Annotated in this window: 23 protein-coding genes; 13 read left to right on the top strand and 10 right to left on the bottom strand. The window is 62.9% G+C overall.

What is annotated here, in order from left to right:
* Nucleotides 1–86 precede the first annotated feature (86 nt).
* Nucleotides 87–974, bottom strand: a complete 888-nt coding sequence (gene gluQRS, locus AB7828_RS18050) for a tRNA glutamyl-Q(34) synthetase GluQRS (protein ID WP_441230781.1) — start codon at nucleotides 972–974, stop codon at nucleotides 87–89.
* Between the two features lie 11 nt (nucleotides 975–985).
* Nucleotides 986–1879: a LysR family transcriptional regulator gene (locus tag AB7828_RS18055; RefSeq protein WP_441230782.1), complete on the bottom strand. Its 894-nt coding sequence runs from the start codon at nucleotides 1877–1879 to the stop codon at nucleotides 986–988.
* 125 nt (nucleotides 1880–2004) lie between these two features.
* On the opposite strand from AB7828_RS18055, the gene AB7828_RS18060 reads away from it, so the two are divergent.
* Both AB7828_RS18060 and AB7828_RS18065 read left to right on the top strand, forming a co-directional pair.
* Nucleotides 2005–2745 carry an SDR family oxidoreductase gene (locus tag AB7828_RS18060; RefSeq protein WP_092150434.1) on the top strand — a complete coding sequence of 247 codons (741 nt, stop codon included), beginning with the start codon at nucleotides 2005–2007 and terminating at the stop codon, nucleotides 2743–2745.
* A 45-nt stretch (nucleotides 2746–2790) separates the two neighbouring features.
* Nucleotides 2791–3690, top strand: coding sequence for an SDR family oxidoreductase (locus AB7828_RS18065; RefSeq protein WP_441230783.1), 900 nt, complete (start codon nucleotides 2791–2793; stop codon nucleotides 3688–3690).
* Between the two features lie 69 nt (nucleotides 3691–3759).
* On the opposite strand, the gene AB7828_RS18070 is transcribed toward AB7828_RS18065, so the two are convergent.
* On the bottom strand, nucleotides 3760–4344 hold the full coding sequence (locus AB7828_RS18070) for a L,D-transpeptidase (RefSeq protein ID WP_441230784.1): 585 nt from the start codon (nucleotides 4342–4344) through the stop codon (nucleotides 3760–3762).
* 655 nt (nucleotides 4345–4999) lie between these two features.
* Here AB7828_RS18070 and AB7828_RS18075 point away from each other — a divergent pair.
* The 4 genes from AB7828_RS18075 to AB7828_RS18090 all read left to right on the top strand — a co-directional run bounded on the left by AB7828_RS18075 (nucleotide 5000) and on the right by AB7828_RS18090 (nucleotide 9624).
* Nucleotides 5000–5887, top strand: coding sequence for a cation diffusion facilitator family transporter (locus tag AB7828_RS18075; RefSeq protein ID WP_320445626.1), 888 nt, complete (start codon nucleotides 5000–5002; stop codon nucleotides 5885–5887).
* A 77-nt stretch (nucleotides 5888–5964) separates the two neighbouring features.
* Nucleotides 5965–6348 carry a DUF2946 family protein gene (locus tag AB7828_RS18080; RefSeq protein WP_441230785.1) on the top strand — a complete coding sequence of 128 codons (384 nt, stop codon included), beginning with the start codon at nucleotides 5965–5967 and terminating at the stop codon, nucleotides 6346–6348.
* A 70-nt stretch (nucleotides 6349–6418) separates the two neighbouring features.
* Nucleotides 6419–8617, top strand: coding sequence for a TonB-dependent receptor domain-containing protein (locus AB7828_RS18085; RefSeq protein ID WP_441230786.1), 2199 nt, complete (start codon nucleotides 6419–6421; stop codon nucleotides 8615–8617).
* A gap of 44 nt (nucleotides 8618–8661) precedes the next feature.
* Entirely contained in the window at nucleotides 8662–9624 is a 963-nt protein-coding gene (locus AB7828_RS18090) for a DUF1775 domain-containing protein (protein WP_441230787.1), read from the top strand.
* A gap of 87 nt (nucleotides 9625–9711) precedes the next feature.
* Here AB7828_RS18090 and AB7828_RS18095 read toward each other — a convergent pair whose 3' ends face one another.
* Both AB7828_RS18095 and AB7828_RS18100 read right to left on the bottom strand, forming a co-directional pair.
* Nucleotides 9712–10683 carry a S1C family serine protease gene (locus AB7828_RS18095; protein WP_120287257.1) on the bottom strand — a complete coding sequence of 324 codons (972 nt, stop codon included), beginning with the start codon at nucleotides 10681–10683 and terminating at the stop codon, nucleotides 9712–9714.
* 101 nt (nucleotides 10684–10784) lie between these two features.
* Nucleotides 10785–11861, bottom strand: coding sequence for a phospholipase (locus AB7828_RS18100; RefSeq protein ID WP_441230788.1), 1077 nt, complete (start codon nucleotides 11859–11861; stop codon nucleotides 10785–10787).
* Nucleotides 11862–12080: 219 nt separating this feature from the next.
* On the opposite strand from AB7828_RS18100, the gene AB7828_RS18105 reads away from it, so the two are divergent.
* The 4 genes from AB7828_RS18105 to AB7828_RS18120 are packed head-to-tail and all read left to right on the top strand — an operon-like array spanning nucleotide 12081 to nucleotide 15637.
* Nucleotides 12081–12776 (top strand): GntR family transcriptional regulator, encoded by a 696-nt coding sequence (locus tag AB7828_RS18105; protein ID WP_441230789.1) that lies wholly within the window; start codon nucleotides 12081–12083, stop codon nucleotides 12774–12776.
* The gene (locus AB7828_RS18110) at nucleotides 12773–13669 is read left to right on the top strand and encodes a fumarylacetoacetate hydrolase family protein (RefSeq protein WP_441230790.1); all 897 of its coding nucleotides are present in this window, start codon (nucleotides 12773–12775) and stop codon (nucleotides 13667–13669) included. The genes AB7828_RS18105 and AB7828_RS18110 overlap by 4 nt, the downstream gene beginning before the upstream one ends.
* Nucleotides 13670–13705: 36 nt before the next feature.
* Complete coding sequence (locus tag AB7828_RS18115; protein WP_441230791.1) at nucleotides 13706–14602, top strand: polysaccharide deacetylase family protein; 897 nt, start codon at nucleotides 13706–13708, stop codon at nucleotides 14600–14602.
* Nucleotides 14603–14659: 57 nt separating this feature from the next.
* Nucleotides 14660–15637: a Bug family tripartite tricarboxylate transporter substrate binding protein gene (locus AB7828_RS18120; RefSeq protein WP_441230792.1), complete on the top strand. Its 978-nt coding sequence runs from the start codon at nucleotides 14660–14662 to the stop codon at nucleotides 15635–15637.
* Nucleotides 15638–15666: 29 nt separating this feature from the next.
* On the opposite strand, the gene AB7828_RS18125 is transcribed toward AB7828_RS18120, so the two are convergent.
* On the bottom strand, nucleotides 15667–16224 hold the full coding sequence (locus AB7828_RS18125; RefSeq protein ID WP_089267641.1) for an HNH endonuclease: 558 nt from the start codon (nucleotides 16222–16224) through the stop codon (nucleotides 15667–15669).
* A 221-nt stretch (nucleotides 16225–16445) separates the two neighbouring features.
* Between AB7828_RS18125 and AB7828_RS18130 the strand changes: the two genes are divergently transcribed.
* Nucleotides 16446–18200, top strand: coding sequence for a chloride channel protein (locus AB7828_RS18130; protein WP_441230793.1), 1755 nt, complete (start codon nucleotides 16446–16448; stop codon nucleotides 18198–18200).
* A gap of 10 nt (nucleotides 18201–18210) precedes the next feature.
* On the opposite strand, the gene AB7828_RS18135 is transcribed toward AB7828_RS18130, so the two are convergent.
* Nucleotides 18211–19305, bottom strand: coding sequence for a DUF2855 family protein (locus AB7828_RS18135; RefSeq protein ID WP_441230794.1), 1095 nt, complete (start codon nucleotides 19303–19305; stop codon nucleotides 18211–18213).
* A gap of 105 nt (nucleotides 19306–19410) precedes the next feature.
* On the bottom strand, nucleotides 19411–20202 hold the full coding sequence (locus AB7828_RS18140; protein ID WP_441230795.1) for an SDR family oxidoreductase: 792 nt from the start codon (nucleotides 20200–20202) through the stop codon (nucleotides 19411–19413).
* A 74-nt stretch (nucleotides 20203–20276) separates the two neighbouring features.
* On the opposite strand from AB7828_RS18140, the gene AB7828_RS18145 reads away from it, so the two are divergent.
* Entirely contained in the window at nucleotides 20277–20696 is a 420-nt protein-coding gene (locus AB7828_RS18145; protein WP_441230796.1) for a winged helix-turn-helix transcriptional regulator, read from the top strand.
* A 38-nt stretch (nucleotides 20697–20734) separates the two neighbouring features.
* Here the strand turns inward: AB7828_RS18145 and AB7828_RS18150 are convergent, their stop codons facing one another.
* Nucleotides 20735–21391, bottom strand: a complete 657-nt coding sequence (locus AB7828_RS18150) for a DNA-3-methyladenine glycosylase family protein (RefSeq protein ID WP_441230797.1) — start codon at nucleotides 21389–21391, stop codon at nucleotides 20735–20737.
* Between the two features lie 134 nt (nucleotides 21392–21525).
* Here AB7828_RS18150 and AB7828_RS18155 point away from each other — a divergent pair, with 134 nt between their 5' ends.
* Nucleotides 21526–21741, top strand: a complete 216-nt coding sequence (locus AB7828_RS18155) for a hypothetical protein (protein WP_068730379.1) — start codon at nucleotides 21526–21528, stop codon at nucleotides 21739–21741.
* A gap of 89 nt (nucleotides 21742–21830) precedes the next feature.
* Here the strand turns inward: AB7828_RS18155 and AB7828_RS18160 are convergent, their stop codons facing one another.
* Nucleotides 21831–22508: a DsbA family protein gene (locus tag AB7828_RS18160; RefSeq protein ID WP_441230798.1), complete on the bottom strand. Its 678-nt coding sequence runs from the start codon at nucleotides 22506–22508 to the stop codon at nucleotides 21831–21833.
* Nucleotides 22509–22512: the final 4 nt, after the last annotated feature.

Here is a 22512-nt window from a genome sequence, read left to right on the forward strand (position 1 = left end):
CCCGGCGGCACCATGCCACGGCGAGGCGCGCGGAGTCACGCCGCGGGCCTGGTCCAGCTTGCGAATTTCTTGCGGCGCGCTTGCGGCTAACTTGCGGCAGACGGGTCAGGCAGCCCGACCATGCGGCGGATATCCGCTGGTGTAGTGCCCCCGGCTCGCAACTCATGTAGGCTGGTCGAGCCCGTCGATTTGGACAGTTTGGCGCCGGTGCCATCGCGCACGAGCAAATGATGCCGATAGAGCGGTTGCGGCAGGCCGAGCAGTTGCTGCAGCAGCCGGTGCACGCTGGTCGACCAGAACAGATCCTGGCCGCGCACCACATGGGTCACGCCCTGCAGCGCATCATCGAGGACAACCGAGAGATGATAGCTGGTCGGCGTTTCCTTGCGGGCGAGGATGACATCACCCCAAGCCTCCGGTTGCGCGGTGACGGTGCCCGTCTCGCCGCCCGGACCCGTGTCCTGCTCGGTCCATGTGAGCGAACCGCTGGCCGCAATGGCTTTGGTCATATCGAGCCGCAACGCCATCGGCGCATCCGCCTGTTTGAGTTCGGCGACGGCTTGTGGCGACAGCGATCTGGCAATGCCGGGATAGAGAGGCGCACCGTCGGGATCGCGCGGCCATGAGCCTTTCGCTTCTTCGGCCGCGATCATGCGCGCGATCTCGGCGCGGCTCTCGAAGCTCGGATAGAGCAGTCCCATGGCGGCGAGCCGCTCGGTCGCTGCGCGGTAGTCGGTGAAATGCTGCGACTGTCGCCGTACCGGCATCTCCCAGGCGATGCCGAGCCAAGCAAGATCCTCGTAGATCGCCGCCTCGAATTCCGGCCGGCAGCGCGTGGCATCGATATCCTCGATCCGCAGCAGCAACCGGCCACCGGCCTCGCGCGCCAGATCGAAATTCAGCAGCGCCGAAGCGGCGTGGCCGAGATGCAGATAGCCGTTGGGGCTGGGCGCGAAGCGAAAAACAGGGGCCATCACAGGTTTGCCTAGATCAGGTCGCGCGCGAAAGCACGCGTCAGCCAGTCCATGAACACACGCACCCGCGGCGAGAGCTGGCGATTGCGCGGATAGAGCAGCGACACGGGCGACGGCGTCGGCGGATGTTGCGGCAGCACCTCGACCAGCGTGCCATCGGCGAGTTCGCCCTTGATCCGATAGTGCGGCACCTGCACCAGGCCGAAGCCGAGTTTCGCCATGGCCACGTAATTTTCCGCGCTGTTCACCGTGATCGCCACCCGCAAAGAGACAAGACGCAGCGCGCCGCTGTCCTGAAATTCCAGCGGCAGCACCGCGCCCGTCGCCGAGGAGTGATAGCCGACCATCCGATGGCCTTCGAGCGCATCGATCGACATCGGCATGCCCATGCGCGCGAGATAGGACGGCGCGGCGCAGGTGACTTCGTCCATCATGGTCAGCCGGCGCGCCACCATATCGCTGTCGCGGAGCTCGCCGACACGCACCACGCAGTCGATGCCCTCACGGATCAGATCGACGAGCCGGTCGCCCTCGCTGAGATAGAGCTGGATATCAGGATATTCGGCGAGAAAGTCCGGCAGATGCGGCAGCACGAAATTGCGCGCCAGCGTGCCATTCATATCCACCCGCAACGGCCCTTTCGGCTTGGCGCCGCAGAACGCGCTTTCGGCGTCTTCGAGATCGGCGATCAGCGTCAGGCAGCGCTGGTGATAGGCCTCGCCGTCCAGCGTCGGTCGCACCAGCCGCGTGGTGCGCTCGAGCAGCCGCACACCGAGCCGCGCCTCGATCTGCTTCACGGCGTCGGTGACGGTCGAACGCGGCAGGCCGAGATCCGCCGCTGCCGCCGTAAAGCTGCGCCGCTCCACCACCCGGGTAAACACCCGCATCGTCTCGAAACGGTCCATCTCTTTGTTCGCTAAATCCGGATTGTGATGCCAGATAATGCATCATTATCCGGCAAATGAAACTGTCTAGATTTCTCCCATCAGAACGGCGCTGCCAGTCGGCCGTCTTATCGAGGAGAAGCGAAATGACCAACCAATCCAGCAAGGTAGCCATCGTGACGGGCGCATCCCGCGGCATCGGTGCAGCCATCGCCGAGCGGCTGGGCCGCGACGGCTTCACGGTCATCGTCAATTACTCCGGCAATGCCGCGCTGGCCGAGGCCGTCGCACAAAAGATCGAAGCCGCGGGTGGCCGCGCGCTGACCGCCAAGGCCGATGTCAGCGATCCCGCCGCTGTGCGCGGGATGTTCGATGCAGCGGAGACCGCCTTTGGCGGCATCGACGTGCTGATCAACAATGCCGGCATCATGAAGCTCGCGAAATTCGCCGACGCCGACGACGCATCGTTCGACCAGCAGATCGCGGTCAATCTGAAAGGCACGTTCAACACCATGCGCGAGGCCGCCAAGCGGCTGCGCGACGGGGGCAGGGTCGTGAACTTCTCCACGGGCGTGGTTGGCACCAAGCTGGAAACCTACGGGATCTATGCCGCCACCAAGGCTGCGGTCGAAACCATGACGGGTATCATGGCCAAGGAGATGCGGGGCCGCTCGATTACCGTGAACGCCATCGCACCCGGCCCGACCGCAACCGACCTGTTCCTCAATGGCAAGTCACCGGAGCTGATCGAGCGTTTCGCCAAAGCGACGCCAATGGAGCGCCTCGGCACACCCGAGGACATCGCCAATGCCGTTGCTTTCCTGGTCGGTCCGGAAGGCGGCTGGATCAACGCCCAGGTGCTGCGCGCCAATGGCGGGCTGGTCTGAACCAAACGCCAACACCCTCAAGAACCATTCAAAGGAATACGTGTCATGAAACACGTCATTGTCATCACCGGCGCATCGAGCGGCTTTGGCGCGCTCACCGCCCGCGCCCTCGCCGAGGCCGGTCACACCGTTTATGCCAGCATGCGTGAGACCACCGGCCGCAATGCATCGGCCGTCGCCGACGTCGCAAAGTATGCCGCTGAGCACAAAGTCGATCTCCGCAGCGTCGAACTCGACGTCGCCTCGCAGGAATCGGCCGATGCCGGCATCGGCCGGATCATCGCCGACAACGGTCACCTCGATGTCGTCATCCACAATGCCGGGCACATGTCATTTGGGCCCGCAGAAGCCTTCACGCCGGAGCAATTCGCACAGCTCTACGACATCAACGTTCTGTCGACCCAGCGCGTCAATCGCGCAGCGCTACCGCAACTGCGCAAGCAGGGCAAAGGTCTCCTCGTCTGGGTATCGTCATCCAGCGCACGCGGCGGCACACCACCCTATCTGTCGCTGTATTTCGCCGCGAAGGCGGCGATGGATTCGCTTGCAGTCTCCTATGCCAGCGAACTGACGCGCTGGGGCATCGAAACCTCGATCATCGTGCCCGGCGCCTTCACCAAGGGAACCAACCACTTCGCACATTCCGGCAAACCGGCCGACACCGCTCGCGCGGCTGAATACGACGACGGTCCCTATGCCGGGGTACCTGATATGGCGTTGAAGGGCTTGGCTTCGCTGGAGCCCTCCGATGCGGATGCTGCCGATGTGGCAAAAGAGATCGTCCGCGTGGTCGATCTGCCGTTCGGCAAGCGCCCGTTCCGCAGTCACATCGATCCGTCGGAAGATGGCGCCGAGATCGTCAACGGTGTCGCGGACCGCGTTCGCGCCGAGATGTTCCGCCGCATCGGCATCGCCGATTTGCTAATACCGCGAGTGAATGCCTGAGACGGGATGTCATCAACGAAAATGGGGCGAGCGTGAACAACGCCCGCCCCATTTTACTGAGACACAGAGTTAGGACTCGGCGCGGCCGCTCTGGATCACCACCACGCGACTGCCAATCTTCACGCGATTATAGAGATCCACGACATCCTGGTTCATCAGCCGGATACAGCCGCTGGAGACGGCATGGCCGATGGTCTCGGGCTCGGTGGTGCCGTGGATGCGGAACATGGTGTCGCGGTCGCCCTGATAGAGATACATCGCGCGCGGCCCGAGCGGATTGTCGATGCCGCCCTCCATGCCGCCAGCCATCTTGCGATAGCGCGCGGGTTCGCGGTTCATCATGTTTTCCGTCGGGGTCCAATGCGGCCACTCGGCCTTGCGCTTGATCACAGCAGAGCCGGCAAAAGCGAGGCCGGCCTTGCCGACGCCGATGCCGTAGCGCATCGCCTTGCCATCGCCTTCCACGAGATAGAGATGCCGTGCGGCTGTATCGACCACAATGGTGCCGACGGGCTCCTTGGTGCGGTAAGCGACGCGCTGACGCAGCATCGCCGAATCGATTCCGGAGACGTCGATGGCCGGCAGCGTGTGCTCGCCGTCATTCAACTCGGCATAGCTGGCGGACGGACCGCCAAAGCCGGTGGACGACACCATCACCCCGCTGCTTGCACATCCTGCCAGCACAGCGGGCAACATCAAAAGCGCCAGAAGGCGCAGCCCGCGTGATCCACCAAAACCTGTCATTCCCAACCCTTGCTGCAACGCGTCCAACGCGGACGACCCGCACCTCATACAGGGCTGAGCGATCAAATCAGGCTCAACAGCGTGTCATTTCGCTCATAGAACAGCTCTGCGCTGCACTTTGCGCCCCGCTGTGGTGATCGCGCCACAGCCGCGCAGGCTCACGAATAACCTCAGGTTGATCGATCGCCTTTGAGGGTCGGCCGGCGCGCAGCGCAAACCTGCCCATGGAACCGCCGCCGCCGCGATGCCCGCCGACGCGCGCCGAAACGCTCCACCATGGTCCCTCCGGGCTTGTTGAGGCCGACGACATTGAGAACCGCGCCATGACGACACGATCCAGCACGATGTCGTCCCGCAACTATCAATGCGCGGACGACCGCTACAAATGCCACGCGCATGACGAGATCGATATCATGTCCATTGGGAGGACGACGTGTTCGATGAAGTCCACGCGCCTTATAATGCGAAGCACTTGCAGCTGGATTTCACGGCTTGCATCGTTGTGATCGGCATATTAGAGCACACAGCCGCGTGAGACTTCGCGTTACCCCAACGAGATTTTCAGATGACAAGCGTTCGCAGTCTTGCGCAAGGCAGCATTGCCGTTGGCCTGCTGGTCCTCGGTATGAAATACGCCGCCTATTATCTGACTGGCAGCGTCGCACTGCTGTCCGATGCGATTGAAAGCATCGTCAATGTCGTGACGGCCATCGTCGTTTTGCTTGCGACCACGCTGAGCGCGAAACCGGCAGACGACGATCATCCCTACGGGCATCATAAGGCTGAATATTTCTCGGCCGTGCTCGAAGGCGTGCTGATCGTGCTCGCCGCGATCCTGATCCTGCGCGAAGCCTATCAAAGCTATCTGACGCCGCGCCTCGTCGAAGCCCCCTGGGTCGGACTACTCGTCAACGCAGCGGCAAGCGTCATCAATGCAGGTTGGGCATGGGTGCTGATCAGGCAAGGTCGCATCCACCGCTCGCCTGCCCTGGCAGCAGACGGCCGCCATTTGCTGTCCGACGTGTATTCTTCAATCGGTGTTCTCGGCGGCGTCGGTGTAGCGGCACTGTCGGGCATCGCCATTCTCGATCCCATCCTTGCGGCGCTCGTCGCGCTCAACATCCTGTGGGCCGGTTGGGGTCTCATGAAGGAGTCGCTCAGCGGATTGATGGATGAGGCCATCCCGCCAGCCATGCTCGCGAGCATCAAGCAGACCATATCGGCCCATGCCGACGGCGCCATCGAGGCTCACGACCTGCGCACCCGCCGCGCCGGCAGCATGACCTTTATCGATTTCCATCTGGTGGTGGCAGGATCGACCACCGTGAGCGCCGCGCACGACATTTGCGACAAGCTCGAGACCGCGATCCGCCAGGAGATCGGCGAGGCTCTGATCACCATCCATGTCGAACCCGATGACAAGGCCAAGCATTCCGGCATCGTCGTTCTCTAGATTTCGGGTAACTTCGCTCCACGAACGGCTTTGACAGGTTCCGCCCCCGTGTTAATCGAGAGGCGAGGATCGTTCCCGTGACACATGTTTCGCGCAAACGCTGGTTTGGGGCCGTGGCATCTTTGGCCGCTGCCTATGCGCTTGTGCTCAATGTCGTGCTGTCCAGCCTGTTGCTCGCCGCGATCTCGCCGACTGCGCAGGCCGCAGGCTTCGAGCTCTGCCTCACCCATCCCGACCTTGCCGCATCCCCTGATGACACCGGCAAGACGTCAGGCGCACCTGCGGTGCATTGCCCGGTCTGCGTCGGCACCCATGCGCCGGGTGCCCCGCCTGCCTCCGCCACTTTCCTCGTCTCGCGCATCGCCATCGCGATCGCTCCCGTGGCCGCCCTCGACGATCGCATCGTCGCGGAAGCCGCGACCTCCGACCACCGGGCCCGCGCGCCACCGCGCCTGAGCTGACGTTCCACGCCGTCAGACGCCGCGCATCAGCGCGCGCGTTGCTCAGTTCAATCCCGGTGGAGTTTTCCCCATGCTATCCGTTTCCATGCGGCTGCGCAGCGTCCTGCTCGCATCCGCGGCCGCGCTCGTTCCAGGTGCGGTGTCGGCTCAATCGGCCTCCTCGACATCGCTTCCAGCGGTCACCGTCGATGCGCCCGCACAGCAGCGCGCAGTCGCGGCGCGCAAGCCACGCAACGCCGCGCCAAGCGCCCGCACGGCCCGCACCACCCCTGCGGCCACACCGGCGCGCGTCGACGCCCAGGCACCGAGCGTCCCAGGGGCCCTTACGGTGCTCACCGCGCAGCAGGCACTCCGCGAGATCCAGCAGACGCCCGGCGGCGTCGCGCTGGTGACAGCGGATGCGTGGCGAACATCGACGCCGTCGAACACCATCAAGGACATCCTCGACTACGTACCGGGCGTGTTCGCGCAGCCGAAATGGGGCGACGACACCCGCCTGTCGATCCGCGGATCAAGCCTGTCGCGCAATTTCCATCTGCGCGGCGTGCAGCTCTATATGGACGGCATCCCGATCAACACCGCCGACGGCTATGGCGATTTCCAGGAGATCGACCCGACCGCCTATAAATATGTGGAGGTGTTCAAGGGCGGCAACGCATTGCGCTTCGGCGCCAATTCGCTCGGCGGCGCGATCAATTTCGTGACGCCCACTGGCCGCGATCCTTTTCCGAACGGCGCGTCGGTCGACATGGGCGCCTTCGGCTTCCGTCGCCTGCAGGCCAACACCGGCGGCGCCAATGGTCCGTGGGACGGTTTCATCACGGCCTCGACGCAATCCGCCGATGGCTTCCGCAATCACAGCAATGGCGAGGCAACACGCGTCAGCGGCAATGTCGGCTACCAGTTCTCGCCGGACTTCGAGACCCGCTTCTATCTCAATGCCAACAGCGTGCGGCAGCGCATTCCCGGCTCGGTGAGCAAAACGTCGGCGCTGAATTCTCCGGAGACGGCAGCAGCAGGCAATCTCACCGGCGACCAGCAGCGCAATATCGACACGGTGCGCCTCGCCAACAAAACCACCATCCGGCTCGACAATACTACGATCGACTTTGGCGTCTTCGGCGTCGATCGGCACCTGATGCATCCGATCTTCCAGTATCTGGACTACAGCTATCAGGACTATGGCGGCTTCGCGAAGGTCACCGACGACCGCAATATCGGCGGCTATCGCAACGTGTTTGTCGCCGGCGTCAATGTGATCAACGGCAGGATCGACAACAACCAGTATGTCAATGTCGCCGGGCAGAAGGGTGCGCTGACGTCGTCATCGATCGACCGCTCGAAGAACACGTCGGTTTATGTCGAGAACTCGCTCTATGTGCTGCCCACCGTCGCATTGATTGGCGGCACGCAATTCCTCTATGCCGCGCGCAACCGTCAGGACCGTTTCCTGAACGATGGCGACCAATCGGGCGCCACCGAATTCAACCTGTGGAGTCCGAAAGGCGGATTGCTCTGGAATATTGATCCGACCTGGCAGGCTTACGCGAATATCTCGCTCAGTGCCGAAGTGCCGAGCTTCGGCGAGAGTTCGAACGGCCCGGGCATCCCGACGATTCCCTTCACCAGCATCCGGCCACAGCGTGCGACCACCTATGAAATTGGCACCCGCGGACGACGTCCCGACCTGACATGGGAATTGACGGGCTATCGCGCCAACATCACCGACGAATTGCAATGTATTTACAGCGCCTTCGGCAATTGCAACGTCACCAATGCGGATCGCACCATCCATCAGGGCATCGAGGCCGGTCTCGGCATCGCCGTGTTCAAGGGCATATTCGATGCGGGGCCACTGCCGGACAAGCTCTGGCTCAACATGGCCTATACGTTCAACGACTTCCGCTTCGACAATGACGCGACTTTCGGCAATAACCTGCTGCCGGGCGCGCCGCGGCACTATCTGCGCGCGGAATTGCTCTACAAACATGCCAACGGCTTCTATCTCGGCCCCAATCTCGAATGGGTGCCGGAAGCTTACTATGTCGACAGCGCCAATACGCTGAAGACCGAACCCTATGCGCTGCTCGGCCTGAAAGCCGGCGTCGACAATGGCGGCACATATTCGGGCTATATCGAAGCACGCAACGTGCTCGATACCCGTTACATCGCCTCCGCCAGCATTCTCAATCAGGCCACGGCGACATCGCCGCTGTTCGAACCCGGCACCGGCCGCGCCATCTATGCCGGCGTCAAGGCGAGGTGGTGAAGATGATGAATTCCGCTATGCTTCAATCCACGAAAGGACGTTCCATGACCAACCGCTCCATGCTGTTGCTTCTCACTGCGCTGGGCGCAGTGGCATCGCCTGCTTATGCCCATGTCTTCGTGCGGAGCGGTCCGGCCACGGTCGGCGGCTCCTATCGCGCAGTGCTCGCCGTGCCGCATGGTTGTGGCGCCTCGCCGACGACGAAAATCACCGTGCAGATTCCGGAAGGGATGATCGCAGTGAAGCCAATGCCGAAGCCAGGCTGGACCATCGCCGTGAAGAAAGGCGCCTATGCGCAGTCCTACGATTTCATGCACGGCATGAAGGCGTCGGAAGGCGTCAAGGAAATCACCTGGACCGGCAAGCTCGACAACGACTTCTATGACGAGTTCGTATTCTCGGCCTATCTGCCTGCCGCATTGAAGGCTGATGCACCGCTGTATGTGCCGACACTGCAGACCTGCGAGCAGGGCTCGGAAGACTGGGCGCAGATCCCGGCTGCGGGGCAGGATCCGCACAGTCTGAAATCACCGGCGCCGATCGTTCGCCTTGCCGCGGCATCACCACATGATGCAATGGCGCAGATGGCCGGCATGGTCCATGCGGGCGACCTGATGATCATGACGCCCTGGACGCGCGCCACACCGCCCGCGGCCAAGGTGGCCGGCGGCTATCTCACCATCACCAACAACGGCAAGACCAGCGACAAACTCCTAGGGGGCACATTCACCGGCGGCAGCCGCATCGAAGTGCATGAGATGAGCGTGACCGATGGCGTGATGAAGATGCGTCCGCTCAATGAGGGGCTCGAGATCAAGCCCGGCGCCACCGTGAAGCTCGAGCCCGGCGGCTATCACCTAATGCTGATGGATCTCGCCAAGCCGTTCGCCAAAGGCGACAAGGTGAAGGCGCAGCTGCAGTTCGAGAAGGCCGGCAAGGTGGACATCGAACTCGACGTCAACGCCGTCGGCGCGTCGGCACCAGCCGGCGGCGGACACGCGCACTGATCACGTCGAAATGCTGCGCACCGCACATGTTGCGGTGCGCCTGATGTCTACGGACAAGGCCGCGATTGTGTCGGGTGTATCGTGGCGTTAGTGCAGCCGGGGAGCTTTCAGCATCTTGGAGCGGTCCGTCGATACCAATTCGACATCGAATGTATCGCCACCGCGATAGAGCGTCAGCGGCACGTCGACACCAGCCGGACCTAGCGCCCAGAGTGCGCGATAGAATTCGACGGAATCGGATACCTCCTCACCGTTTACGGCAAGAATCACGTCGCCGGTCTTGAGTTCAGCCCGGGCCGCGGGCCCCTTCCTGGCGATCCCGACCACGACGACCTTGTCCTCGACCTCGGCGGCATACAGCCCGAGCCACGGCCGCGGCGGCTTGTTGGCACGACCATATGTCTTGAGATCGTCGAGGACCGGCTTCAGCAGATCGATGGGCACGACCATGTTGAGATGCTCGTTCTTGCCGCCGTGCTCGCGCTCGATCTGCAGCGAGCCGATGCCGATCAACTCGCCCTTGGCGTTGATCAGGGCGGCACCGCCCCAGTTCGGATGCGCCGGATGCGTGAAAATCGCGTCGTCGAGCAGGTATTCCCAATAGCCGGCGAATTCCTGTGTCGCGGCGATCTTGCCGGCCACGGACCGCGTGCGTCCGCCGACGCCGCCGACCACCACGCGATCGCCGATCTTCGCGCTCGCCGACTCACCGAGCGGCAGCGGCGCGATGTCGATCTCGCCGAGCGCCTGCACGAGTCCGAAACCGCTTTCCTGATCGACGCCCAGCGCCGTGCCCTGCACCACGCGGCCGTCGCCGAGATGCACCCAGATCGTTTCGGCCTCGGTGATGAGATAGCCGATGGTGAGAATGAGGCCGTCACCGATCAACACGCCATTGCCGGCGCGCTCGGTGCCGAGCGTATCTGCCGTGAAAGCATCTTCCGGGATGATGCAATGCAGCCCCACCACCGCCTCCAGCGCCTGTTCGAGGTCGAATCCGTAATCCTCAGCACGCGGCTGCACGCCCGGGGGCACTTTCCACTCGGTCAGTGAAGGCATGCAAAATCTCCTTTGTCCGGAACGGGTAGCCCCCGCCATATAAGAACCGATCGCGGACGTGGAAGTCCAGCCTGTGAACTTAGCGGCCCTGCGGCGTTTGGTTACGCACCGCGACGTTGTGCGAGCCACGCCAGCAGCACCGCATTGACCTCGCGCGGATAGCAGTGGCTGAGATCGTCGATCTCGCGATAGGTGACATCGGCGCCGGCGATCGTGAGCGCCTGCTGTGCCTCGCGCGCAGTCTGCACCGGAAACATCCAGTCGAGACGGCCATGGACGAGATGGATCGGCAGGCCGCGCAGGCGATCTGCATCGGCAAACTGCGCCATCAGCGGATGGAAGGTCGAAGCCACCGGCGCCAGATGGGTGAAGGGCGACTCGGCGCGCAGGCCGCTGACATAGCAGAAGGTGCCGCCATCGCTCATGCCGGTCAGCAGCAATTGCGCGGGATCGATATGCCAGCGCGACTGCACGAGATCGAGAATGCGCGAAAGATTCGGCGTATCGGCATCGTCGCCCATCAGCGCCCAGGTGCTGCCGATTGCCGTCGGCGCGACGAGTATCGCGCCAGAGCTGCGCGCATCGGCGAGCCAGCTCCACAAGAAAGCCCGGCCATTGCCGCTGCCGCCATGCAGCGCCATCACCAGCGGCCAGGCACGATCCGGCGTGTAGGTTTCCGGCACATACATCGAGAAACCGCCGCGACGTCCGGGCTCACCATCATGAATGACGCCGGTGTTCTCTGCCGAAGGCAATGCCAGTCGTTCAAGCAGTGCCGCGTTCTCGCGCTCGTCAGGCGGAAGAAAGAACGTACTCACAGGCGGCAGCCGCGCCACCGTGGCATAAAGCGATTCCTGCGCGCGCGTGGCGTGGCGCAATGCACGAAACACCATCGGCAGATCGCCACCGGGCTGCTGGGCGGCGCGCAGGCCGGTAAAGGCCGCCAGCGCCGCGTCACTCGCCGCATCGAGATGTGCCCGCAGATCGCTAAAATCATCCGGCCACGCGTTGAGCTCTGCGCGCACCGCCTTGAGCGCCTGATCGGGCTCGCCCACCGCTTCCATGACGGCACCGAAAGTCGGCGGATGCAGATTGCGCGCAACGAATTGCAGCGCCTCGAGCGACTGCAGCAGGGGCGGCAGCAGAACAACGATATCGTCGACGACTATGTCGCTCATCGGAAGCTCCGGGCAAATCGTTTGGCCCCATCAATCCAGGACCGAGCGAGAAGCCAGAGACCATACTGATACGACGGCAAAGCGGCCATCTCCGCGCTCGACGAAAGATCTGTCAGCCCCAGTTACAGATCATCCAAGTCACTCACATTCGGCAAGATCGCTGCGACGCAACATTGAAATACCATAGACTTCTCGATTTTGTATACATATACAAAATTCATGAGCATCAGCCCGATCGCCGCCAGGCCCTATCTGAGAGACGAGGTCTATACGGCCCTGAAAGTTCGGCTGGGGGTGCGCGCGGCCGGCCTCACGGCCCCCTTGCGACTTCGAGAAGAGGAGCTTGCGGCAGAGCTCGGGGTCAGCCGGACGCCCGTACGTGAGGCCATGCGCAGGCTCGAGCAGGAAGGGCTGATCACGTTTCGCCCGCGCCGCGGCGCACGGCTGATGCCGACATCGCTACCGGAATATCTCGAATGGCTGTCGATCCGGGAAATGCTGGAAGGTCTGGCAGCCCGCGAAGTCGCCCTCAACGGCGCGAATGATGTCGCGCTCCGCCTGCGGGCCGTGTTCGCCGATTTCGATGAGGCCGGCGCGCTGGCACGCCCCGCCGAATATGCCGCTGCCAACACCGCCTTTCATGCGCTGATGATCAAAGAGAGCGGCAACGCCCTGCTCGGCAAAACATGGGACTCATTCGGCCATCTGAAAATGGCGGGACTGCGCTTCATCGAGCGTCTCAATCGCGGCTCGCAATCGTTTCATGAGCATCACGACATCATCGACGCGATCGCACAGCGCGATCCCGACCGCGCGGAAACACTCGCGCGACGACATGTCCGTTTGCTGCGCGACCAGGCAGCGGCATCGCTGAAAGAATTTGACCTCCCCGAACAGAATGAGACCACCACATGATCTTCCTCACTTTTGCAGCCGCAGACGGATCGCATCTCGGCCTCGTGATCGATGACAATGTTCTTGATCTGACGAAGGCGTGGCCGGATGGCCAGGCCTCCGCGCCGCGCCATGTCGGCGATCTCGCCGAAGCCGGCGAAGCGGGGCTCGCCATCGTGCGTGGTCTCGCATCGGCAGTGAATGCCGCGAACCTTGTTGCGCTGGCATCGCTGACGCTGATGGCACCGATTCCGCGGCCGAAGAAGAACGTTTTCTGCGTCGGCCGCAATTACAAGGACCATATCGACGAAGGCATGCGCGCGCAGGGCAAGGCGCCCGCCCCGCTGCCAAGCGTGCCGGAATTCTTCACCAAACCGCCGACCGCCGTGATCGCTTCAGGTGAAAACATTCCGCAGCATGCCAATGTCACCGAACAGCTCGATTACGAGGTCGAGCTCGCCGTCATCATCGGCAAGGCGGGCAGCAACATTTCTGCGCAGAACGCCTTCGATCATGTGTTCGGCTATTCGATCATCAACGATATCACCGGTCGCGACATGCAGCGTCGTTACGGCCAGTGGTTCAAAGGCAAGGGCCTCGATCGCTCCTGCCCGTTCGGGCCGGTTGTGGTCCATGCGTCCGCGCTGCCGAATGTTGCCGACATCAGGATCTTCAGCACGGTCAATGGCGAGGTACGCCAGGACAGCCGCACCAGCCGCATGATCTTCGATATTCCGGCCATCATCGAACATCTGACGCGCGGTCTCACGCTGGAGCCCGGAGACGTGATCGCCACCGGAACTCCGTCCGGGGTCGGCTATGCGATGACGCCGCCGCGCTTCCTGCTCAAGGGGGATCGCGTCACAGCCGAGATCGAAGGCATCGGCATCCTGTCCAACAGCATCGTGGCCTGACACGGCAACGCACGCGCCAAAAACAAGGACAACAACATGAGTGATTCCCGGACATTTCGCGTACAGCGCGCGACGTCAGACTTTCGCTGGCCGAATGGCGCACGCATCGGCATCGTCTTCAATCTGGCCTATGAGGCCTGGTCGCCCGGCAAGGCACCGGGCATCGGGCCGATGGGCAACGTGTTGCAGCCCGGCTTTTTCGATACCAACGCACATTCCTGGGCAAGCTACGGCGCCGTGCGCGGCATCCAGCGCCTCACGCGCATCGCTGCCGCAAACGATGTGAAGACCAGCATCATGGTCAACGGCGTGCTCGCCGAAACCCACCCGACCGTGCTGAAGGAGCTTCATGCCGCCGGTCACGAGATCGTGGCGCATTCCTATGGCATGGATGTCATCCCGGTCTATTTCGACGAGGCCGGTGAGCGCGCCAATATCCGCCGCACCGGTGACCTCATCGCCGCCGTCACCGGTGAACGTCCGAAAGGATGGATCAGCCCACGTGGCACCGGAAGCCTGATTTCGCCAAAGCTGCTCGCTGAGGAAGGCTATGTCTGGTTCGGCGACTGCAATGACGACGACCTGCCCTCGATCATCATGCAGAAAGATGCGCCGGAGCAACGCATCGTCGGCATTCCGCTGACGATGGACGTGAACGATCTGCCGCACAGCATCCGCTACGGCAATGCGCCGGCGACGTTGATCGACCAGTTCCGCGCCATCCTCGACAACGCAAGCCAGGCCGACGCGGCACCGTTCATGCTCGATGTCACCGCGCATACCCATGTGTTCGGTCGGCCGGCAGGCGCGTGGGTTTACGACGCCATGATCAAGCTGGCGCGCAAGCGCGACGATGTCTGGATCGGCACGCGTATGGAGATAGCCGAATACGCGCTGGCGCAGGGCCGGTGGTTCAAGGACGAGGTGTTCTGAACCACACCCATTGAGGAGGCGCAAAAGCCTCCCGAAAAGACATCGAGGAGGAATATCGTGACGCACTTCTTCAAGCGCGCATCCAGTGCGGTCGTCATCACCGCAGCGCTGTTGACGGCGATCGGTCCCGCCGTCGCCCAGCAGCCCTACCCGGCGCAGCCGGTGCGCCTGCTCGTCGCTTTCGCGCCGGGCGGCCCCGCCGATATCATCGCGCGCATTGTCGGACAGAAACTGAACGACCTGTGGCGCGAACCCGTCGTAATCGAGAATCGCGGTGGCGCCGGTGGCAATATCGCGGCTGCCGCGGCTGCAAGGGCCAAACCCAATGGCTATACCGTGCTGGTGACTACAAGCGCATTCGCCGTCAATCCGAGCCTGTCGGCAAAGGCCGGTTATTCGCCGGACGAATTCAAGACCGTGGTGGTTGCGGCGACCACGCCCAATCTAATCGTCGGCGCGCCTAGTCTCACAGCATCGACCCTGCGCGAGGTGATCGCCTCTGCCGCCAAGGAAAACTTCACCTATGGCACCGCCGGTGTCGGCACCACGCCGCATTTGTCGGCCGAAAAAATATTCAGGCTCAACGCCAAGGCCAACATCGTGCATGCGCCGTTCACGGGTGCAGGTCCCGCGCTAAATGCGGTGATGGGCGGTCACACGCCTCTGGCCAGTGTCGCCTTGCCCGCGGCGATGGAGCTGGTGAAGGGCAAACAGGTCAAGGCGCTGGCCGTGACAAGCCGCGAGCGCATGCCATCGCTTCCGGATGTCCCGACCGCGCGCGAGCTCGGACTGAGTGACGACGAGGATGCAACCTGGGTGGCATTCCTGGTGCCGGCCAAGACGCCGCAGGCAATCATCGACAAGCTCAACGCCGACGTGAACAAGACGCTTGCAGATGCAGGTGTTCGCGAACAATTCGACCGCATCGGCTTCGCGGCTGTTGGCGGTTCTGTGACCGACTCCCAGACCTATGTGCGCGGAGAGATCACCAAATGGGGCGATATCATCCGCAAGCTCGAGCTGAAGCAGGAATAGCGACCTAGGCGTAGTAGCGCCCGACGCCCCTACGGATCCAGTTCCGTATCCCAGTAGAGATAGTCCAGCCAGCTGCCGTGCAGATAGTTCGGCGGAAACAGCCGGCCGTTGCGATGCAGCTGGTGCACCGTCGGCGCGAACGCCGTCTGGCGCGGGAACATGCGCGCCTGCTGCGTGGTCATGTTGCCCTTACGCAGATTGCAAGGCGAACAGGCCGCAACAACGTTCTCCCAGGTGGTCTGGCCACCCTTGGAGCGTGGGATGATATGATCGAAGGTCAGATCGTCATGCGAGCCGCAATACTGACAGGAGAAGCGGTCGCGTAGGAAAACGTTGAACCGGGTGAAGGCGGGATGCGTCGTCGGCTTCACGAACGACTTCAGCGACACCACGCTGGGCAGCTGAAATTCGAACGAAGGACTCCGCACCGCGTGATCGTAGTGCTCTACGATATTCACACGGTCGAGAAACACTGCCTTGATCGCGTCTTGCCACGACCACAGCGACAGTGGGTAGTAACTCAGCGGCCGGAAGTCCGCATTGAGGACCAGAACCGGCCAACCGCCTTGCGAGACATGTGCGTTCAAGTAACGCTCCTGACCCCCACATATGGCTGCGAAGCAACCTGTCTCCACATACTACAGGCAGCGTGACAGGGTTGTGAAGGGCATAGGGCAGACCTTATCCCCTCACAAAAGCGCCGCGTTGGGTCGCTTTTCTGGGAACTGCGGGTGGTCTGTCGCAGCGCCTGCCGCTAAACCCCGTGGCGCGCGCCCGGTTCGCGGCCGCAAATACCGGACGCTGCCCGATGGTCCCTTCCTCCCGCTATCTCGAGGCCCCGCAACGGCTGCGCGCCTTTGTCCGTGCGCATGAAACCAGCCTTGCGATTCTGGCAGCGCTGATCGGCGTGATCGGCGGTCTCGTGGTGGCCGCCATGAGCGCTGCGGTCAGCGTTCTTCACGCGGTGTTGTTCAATCTGGAATGGGGCCAGCGGCTCTCCAGCCAGTTCTGGATTGATCCGGTGCGCGCGATTCTGGTTCCCACCTTTGGCGGGCTGCTGCTGGGGGTCGCCTTCCTGCTGCTGTTGCGCTGGCGACCGGCCCGCGAGGTCGACCCCATCGAGGCCAACGCGCTCCATGGGGGGCGGATGTCGTTCCGCGGCAGCGTCATCGTCGCGCTGCAAACCGTGTGGTCCAGCGGCGTCGGGGCCTCGGTCGGTCTCGAGGCCGGCTACACCCAGCTCGCCAGCGGGCTCGGTGCCTCCATCGGACGCGCCTTCCACCTTCGTCGCGGCGATCAGCGCGTGATGGTCGGCTGCGGTGCGGCCGCCGCGATCGCCGGCGCATTCGGTGCGCCGCTGGCCGGCGCGTTCTATGCCTTCGAACTGGTGATCGGCGGCTACACATCGGCGAGTCTGATGCCGGTCGGCATCGCCGCGGTGATTGGCTATTTCGTAGCCCATGCCTTCGATCCGTTGTCGCTTGGCGTCGTTGCCGGCCGGTTCGGCGACGTGCTCGGTCATGATCTCGCAGTGGCGGCCTTGCTCGGCGTGTTCGCCGCGACCTTCGGTATCGGCATCATGCGTGTCGTCGCCTGGACCGAAGCGCTGCTCACCAAAATCAAACTGTGGCCGCCGCTGCGTCCGGCGCTGGGCGGGCTGCTGGTCGGGTTGATGGCGCTGCTGACGCCGCAAGTCATGGCATCCGGACACGGCGCGCTGCATTTCGGCGGCATGACGGCCTATCCAGTCGCATTGGTGGCCTTCGTGATGGCGCTGAAAACGCTCGCCTCGATCATCTCGCTCGGGACAGGTTTTCGTGGTGGTTTGTTTTTTGCCACGCTGTTTCTCGGCGCGCTCGGCGGCCATCTGTTCGCGGTCGGCTTCAATGCGATCGGCGCCGGCTTCACCATCGACCCCGCTGTCTACACCATCATCGGCATGAGCGCGCTGTCGGCCTCGGTGATCGGTGGGCCGCTCACCATGTCGTTCATCGCGCTCGAATCCACCGGCAATCTCTGGCTCACCACCGCGGTGCTGGTCGCTGTCATCATCTCCACCCAAATGACGCGCGAGCTGTTCGGCTACTCCTTCGCCACATGGCGCCTGCATCTGCGCGGCGAGACCATCCGCAGCGCCGCGGACGTCGGCTGGATCCGCGATCTCACCGTCAGGCGGCTGCTGCGCCCGGACGTCCCGACCGTCGACTCCACCATGCCGCTCGACGAATTCCGCGAGAAATTCCCGCTCGGCTCGAAGACCCAGGTCGTCGCCGTCGATCCCGAAGGCCGCTATGTCGGCCTCGCCATCGTCGCTGAAGCGCATTCGCCTGACGTGACTGCCTTTCGGCTCGACAGCCTGCTGCATTGTCGCGACGTCGTCCTGCATCCGGACATGAACATCCGCGACGCCATGGTGGTATTCGAGGGCGCCGAAGCGGAATCGCTGGCGGTGGTGGAGGCCGAAAGCCACCGCGTGCTCGGCACGCTCTCGGAAGCCCACGCGACACGGCGCTACGCCGAAGAGTCCGAGCAGCGCCGCCGCGAAGCCCTCGGCGAGATGTGATGGTCCGCTATTAGCCGTCCGCGAGCGACAGCATATGCCCCTGATCGGGCGGCACCCGGCCGGCCAGTGTATCGCGATAGATATTCTCGACGGCGACAGGGCCACGGTTCTCGGCAACTGTGAGCGACTGTTCCAGCAGCAGCAGGAATCCCGACCACGCCGCGTTGAACCGGCTATCGATGCCGCCCGGTCCCCATTCTTTGGCGCGCTTGCGTATCTGGTCCGGCGCGAAGAACCATGCGGGCTTGGCACCGGGAAGCTCCTCATCCACCGCTGTATCCTGATGGGTGAGCCCGACGCGCCCGCTATAAACGAGTTTGTCCTTGAGGTGCCGATGCAGCCGGCCGCGCAGGTCGGCATTCCCGGCCATATCGACGAAGGCCACCGGCTGATCGGCGGGCAGCGCATCGATATGATCGTAGAGCGCGACATCGTCGTAGCAGCCGAGCGACCGCACGAAATCCGCATTACCCGCCGAGGTGAGGCCGATCACGCGGAGCGGTTTGCGCTTGCTATGCAGCAGATGTGCGAGACCGAAGGCTGTCTTGCTGGAGGCACTGGAGAGAATGACAGTGCGTGCACCGAAGAATTCCTCCTCGGCGAGAAAATCATCGACCAGGAACGACAGCATGAAGAGCGGCCGCAGCAGGGCTTGATAGTCGCCGTTGCGTCCAGCAAAGGCCGGATCACCCGCCACCCGCGCATAGGCATTGTAGACCGGCGCGACGCCCTGCCGATGCGCCGCGCCGTCGCGCAGGCCGCGCTTGCTGACATCCGCGGCCTCGATCACCAGATGCGAGGCCATCGGGAAATAGCCGAACAGCCGCTCGCCTTCGGCGATCTGCGGGTGCATCGACGCGATCACCCTGCCAAAACCCCAGACCGGAATGTTGCCGAAGCCATCAGGCGCCTTGAATAACTGCCAGTATTTCATCCGGTCACCCAGCATCGCATAAGTGACGTTGTTCGCGGTGAAAGCGAAGCGTTCGACCTCGACCAGAAGGCAATCATCGGACAGTTCGTCCAGTCGCGGCAGCGACATCTGCACCAGCGTGGTGTTCTGAAAATTATTCTTGGCTATGTTGAATTGCGTATACGCGTTCATGATCGAACTCCGCTGCGTTTCCCTGCAGCGATCATTCCTTTCACCAATGTCTGTTTTGCGACAGCGGAGTTGTTTAAAACAACGTCCGTTTCAAACACTGTTCGACTACACCGTGGGAACCGTGCCGCCGTCGATCACGAATTCTGCACCGGTGATTGATGCCGCGCGCGGCGATGCCAGAAATGCCACGAGGTCCCCGACTTCGTGCGGCCTGGCCGGACGTCCGAGCGGAATACCGCCGAGCGAATCCATCAGCATTCTCTGCGCGCCCTCATAATCGATGCTGTTCTCGTCGGCGATCGTCCGCACCAGCCCGACAGCGGCCTCGGTTTCCACCCAGCCCGGCGAGACGCGCACCACGCGGATGCCTTTCGGGCTAACTTCCTTTGATAGCGCCTTGCTGTAGTTTCCAAGTGCCGCTTTCGCTGCCGCGTAGGCCATCGTGGCATCGTGCAGCGGCAACACACGCTGGATCGAAGTGACATGAATGATCACGCCGGACTTCTGCTCCAGCATCGACGGCAACAGAGCGCGATCCAATCGGACGGCAGCATAGAGATTCAGGTCCATTGCGCGCTGCCAAGCAGCGTCATCGAGCTTTGCGAAACCGCCCGCAGACGCGGACGACCCGCCAACAACGTGGACAATGATATCGATGCCGCCGAGGCGCTTCAGGACCGCGTCGGCGAGCGCCGTGCACCCGTCGGCGGTGGCAACGTCAGCAACGACGAAGCCGGCATGGTCCGGCATGCCGGCCGGCCTGTTGCGCGCTGTCGTGAGCACCACTGCACCCTGTGCCAGCAGGCACGCGACGACGGCTGCACCAATACCTTTGGTCCCACCGGTCACGAGCGCCCGCTTGCCAGCGAGTTCGCCGCCCGCCTGATGATTTGTCATCGTCCAGTTCCTCATTTTCACATCCGCACAGCGCGGTGCATTGTCTGCGAGGGAAATGCGGATATGTTTGCCGAATGACAAGAACGCACGAGAAAGTGGGGGGCTTACCTCCAGGTAAGGAACCGTGGACTGCGACGACCGCATCCGACGGGATCGAGCAGTCGCTGAAGATGATCGGCGGACGCTGGAAGCTGGAAATCCTGTTTCGTCTGTTCGGCGGCCGAATTTTGCGCTTCTCCGAACTCGAACGCGCAATCCCTGCGGCCTCGCAGAACATGCTCGCGCAGCAATTGCGGCAGCTCGAGGCCGACGGCATCGTTCGACGCGTCGTGCATGCACAGGTGCCGCCGAAGGTTGAATATGCGCTAACGGATTGGGGCGAGTCTCTTTGCCCTTCGCTCGAGGCACTGCTCACATGGTTCGTATGGAAGCCAGCGTCCGACGCCGCAGTATCTGCCATAGGGACATCCACCTCGCCTCCTGCCGAGGAATAGCCTGGCCCGCGCAGTCGATGCTGCTGCCCGCGACGTGTTCACTTCGCCGGTTTGCCGATCACGCCTTCGCGCTTCTTGATGGCGTGATAGTAAGCCCACCACAGATGCGCCGCCGCACCGCGCAGCGGACGCCATGGTTCTGCCAGCGGCGCCATCTGCTTCACGGTCGGACGCTCATTGAGACCGAGCCCGACCTTGATGGATTCCTGAATGGCGACATCGCCCGCCGGCCAGGCGTCACCATGGCCGAGACAAAACAGCAGATAGACGTCGGCCGTCCATGGTCCGATGCCGTGCAACGCGACCAGCGTGTTATGCGCGGCGTCGGCGTCTTCTTCGGCAAGTACGTCGAGATTCAGCCGCTCCTCGACGAGTTCACGCGCCAGCGCTTTCAGCGTCTTGATCTTCGCCGCCGACAGGCCAAGCCGACCCAGACGATCGGTGCGCGCCTTGCGGATGGCATGATGATCGAATGGCGAGAAGGCGCCGGCGACGCGGCCCCAGATCGCCGAAGCCGATGCCACCGAGACCTGCTGCCCGCAGACGATCTGCGCAAGTCCTTCGAAGCCCGGCGCGCGTTGCCGCAGCGCCGGCATCCCGGCCATGGCCAGGATCGGTTTCAGACGCGGGTCGAGCTTCACCAGCTCCATAACGGCGTCGTCGAGCACGGATTGATCGGTAAGATGAACGGTCATGCTTCCCAAGGATCACCACGGCGTGACCGCAAGATCAATGCTGCCAATGAATGCGCTGCGGCAATAGCGCACCATGCAACCGGGAACCAAAGCCCCGGACGTCGCGTTGTTTGGGTTCAATGGAGGCTACCGCTATGCGGACGTTTTTTGGAATGATCCTGGGTGCACTGATCCTGGGCATCGGCGTTTACATCTACGATTCGATGTCGACCTCGTCAGTGGCGAACGGCCAGACGGCGCAGGAGCGCCGGACGATCGTCAACTGGGATGTTGCTGCCAATGAGTGGGAAGCACTGAAGACGCGTACCAAGCAGGATTGGGCCAAGCTCACCTCGCAGGTGAAGTCGTAAGCACATCAGCAACGAGAAGACTGATTACGCCGATCAAAGATGCCCTCGCCGATGAGCGGGGGCATTTTTCTGTCTTGAACGTGCCGACTTTACTTCTTCGCAGCCGCGGCTTTACGCGCATCGGCGATCGCGAGAACGAACTGTTCTTTGGTGATCGGGCCGGGAATGCGGAACTTGCCGACGATGAAGGACGGCGTGCCGTTAAAGCCGAAAGCCGTCGCCTGCTCATCGATCTGCTTCAGCTTGGCAACGATCGCATCCTGATTTTTCTGCAGATCGGCGACGGCGCGATCGACATCGATGCCGGCCTTGGCGAGCCGGTCGCGCGCGATCGCTTCCGTCAGTTTGGTATCGAGGCTGATCAGGGCCTCCTGCGCCTCGATGAACTTGTTCTGGTATCTGGCAGCGAGCACGAGACGGGCCGCATAGACGGACACCGGCCCGAGGATCGGCCAATCCTTCGACACCAGGCGAACCTTGCCGTCTTCCTTCACCAAGGCGCGCAGGTCGGGGGCGATCTTGCGGCAATAGGGGCATTGGTAGTCGAAATATTCGACGATGGTGATGTCGCCCTTCGGGTTGCCGGCGGCCGGGATGTCCGGATCGCGGAGTACCGCGGCTTCGTTAAGGACGTCTTCGTCCTTGGCGGCACCAGATGCCGCGAGCACCTTGCCGGACGCGCCGAGCAGCATGGCGCCACCGAGAAGCCCGAGCGCAGCGCGGCGCGTCGTGGCGGTTTTCGAGGTCTCGCGGATTGCGGCGGTCATGATG

Source organism: Tardiphaga sp. 215_C5_N2_1 (genome assembly GCF_052076055.1).
GTDB lineage: Bacteria > Pseudomonadota > Alphaproteobacteria > Rhizobiales > Xanthobacteraceae > Tardiphaga > Tardiphaga robiniae.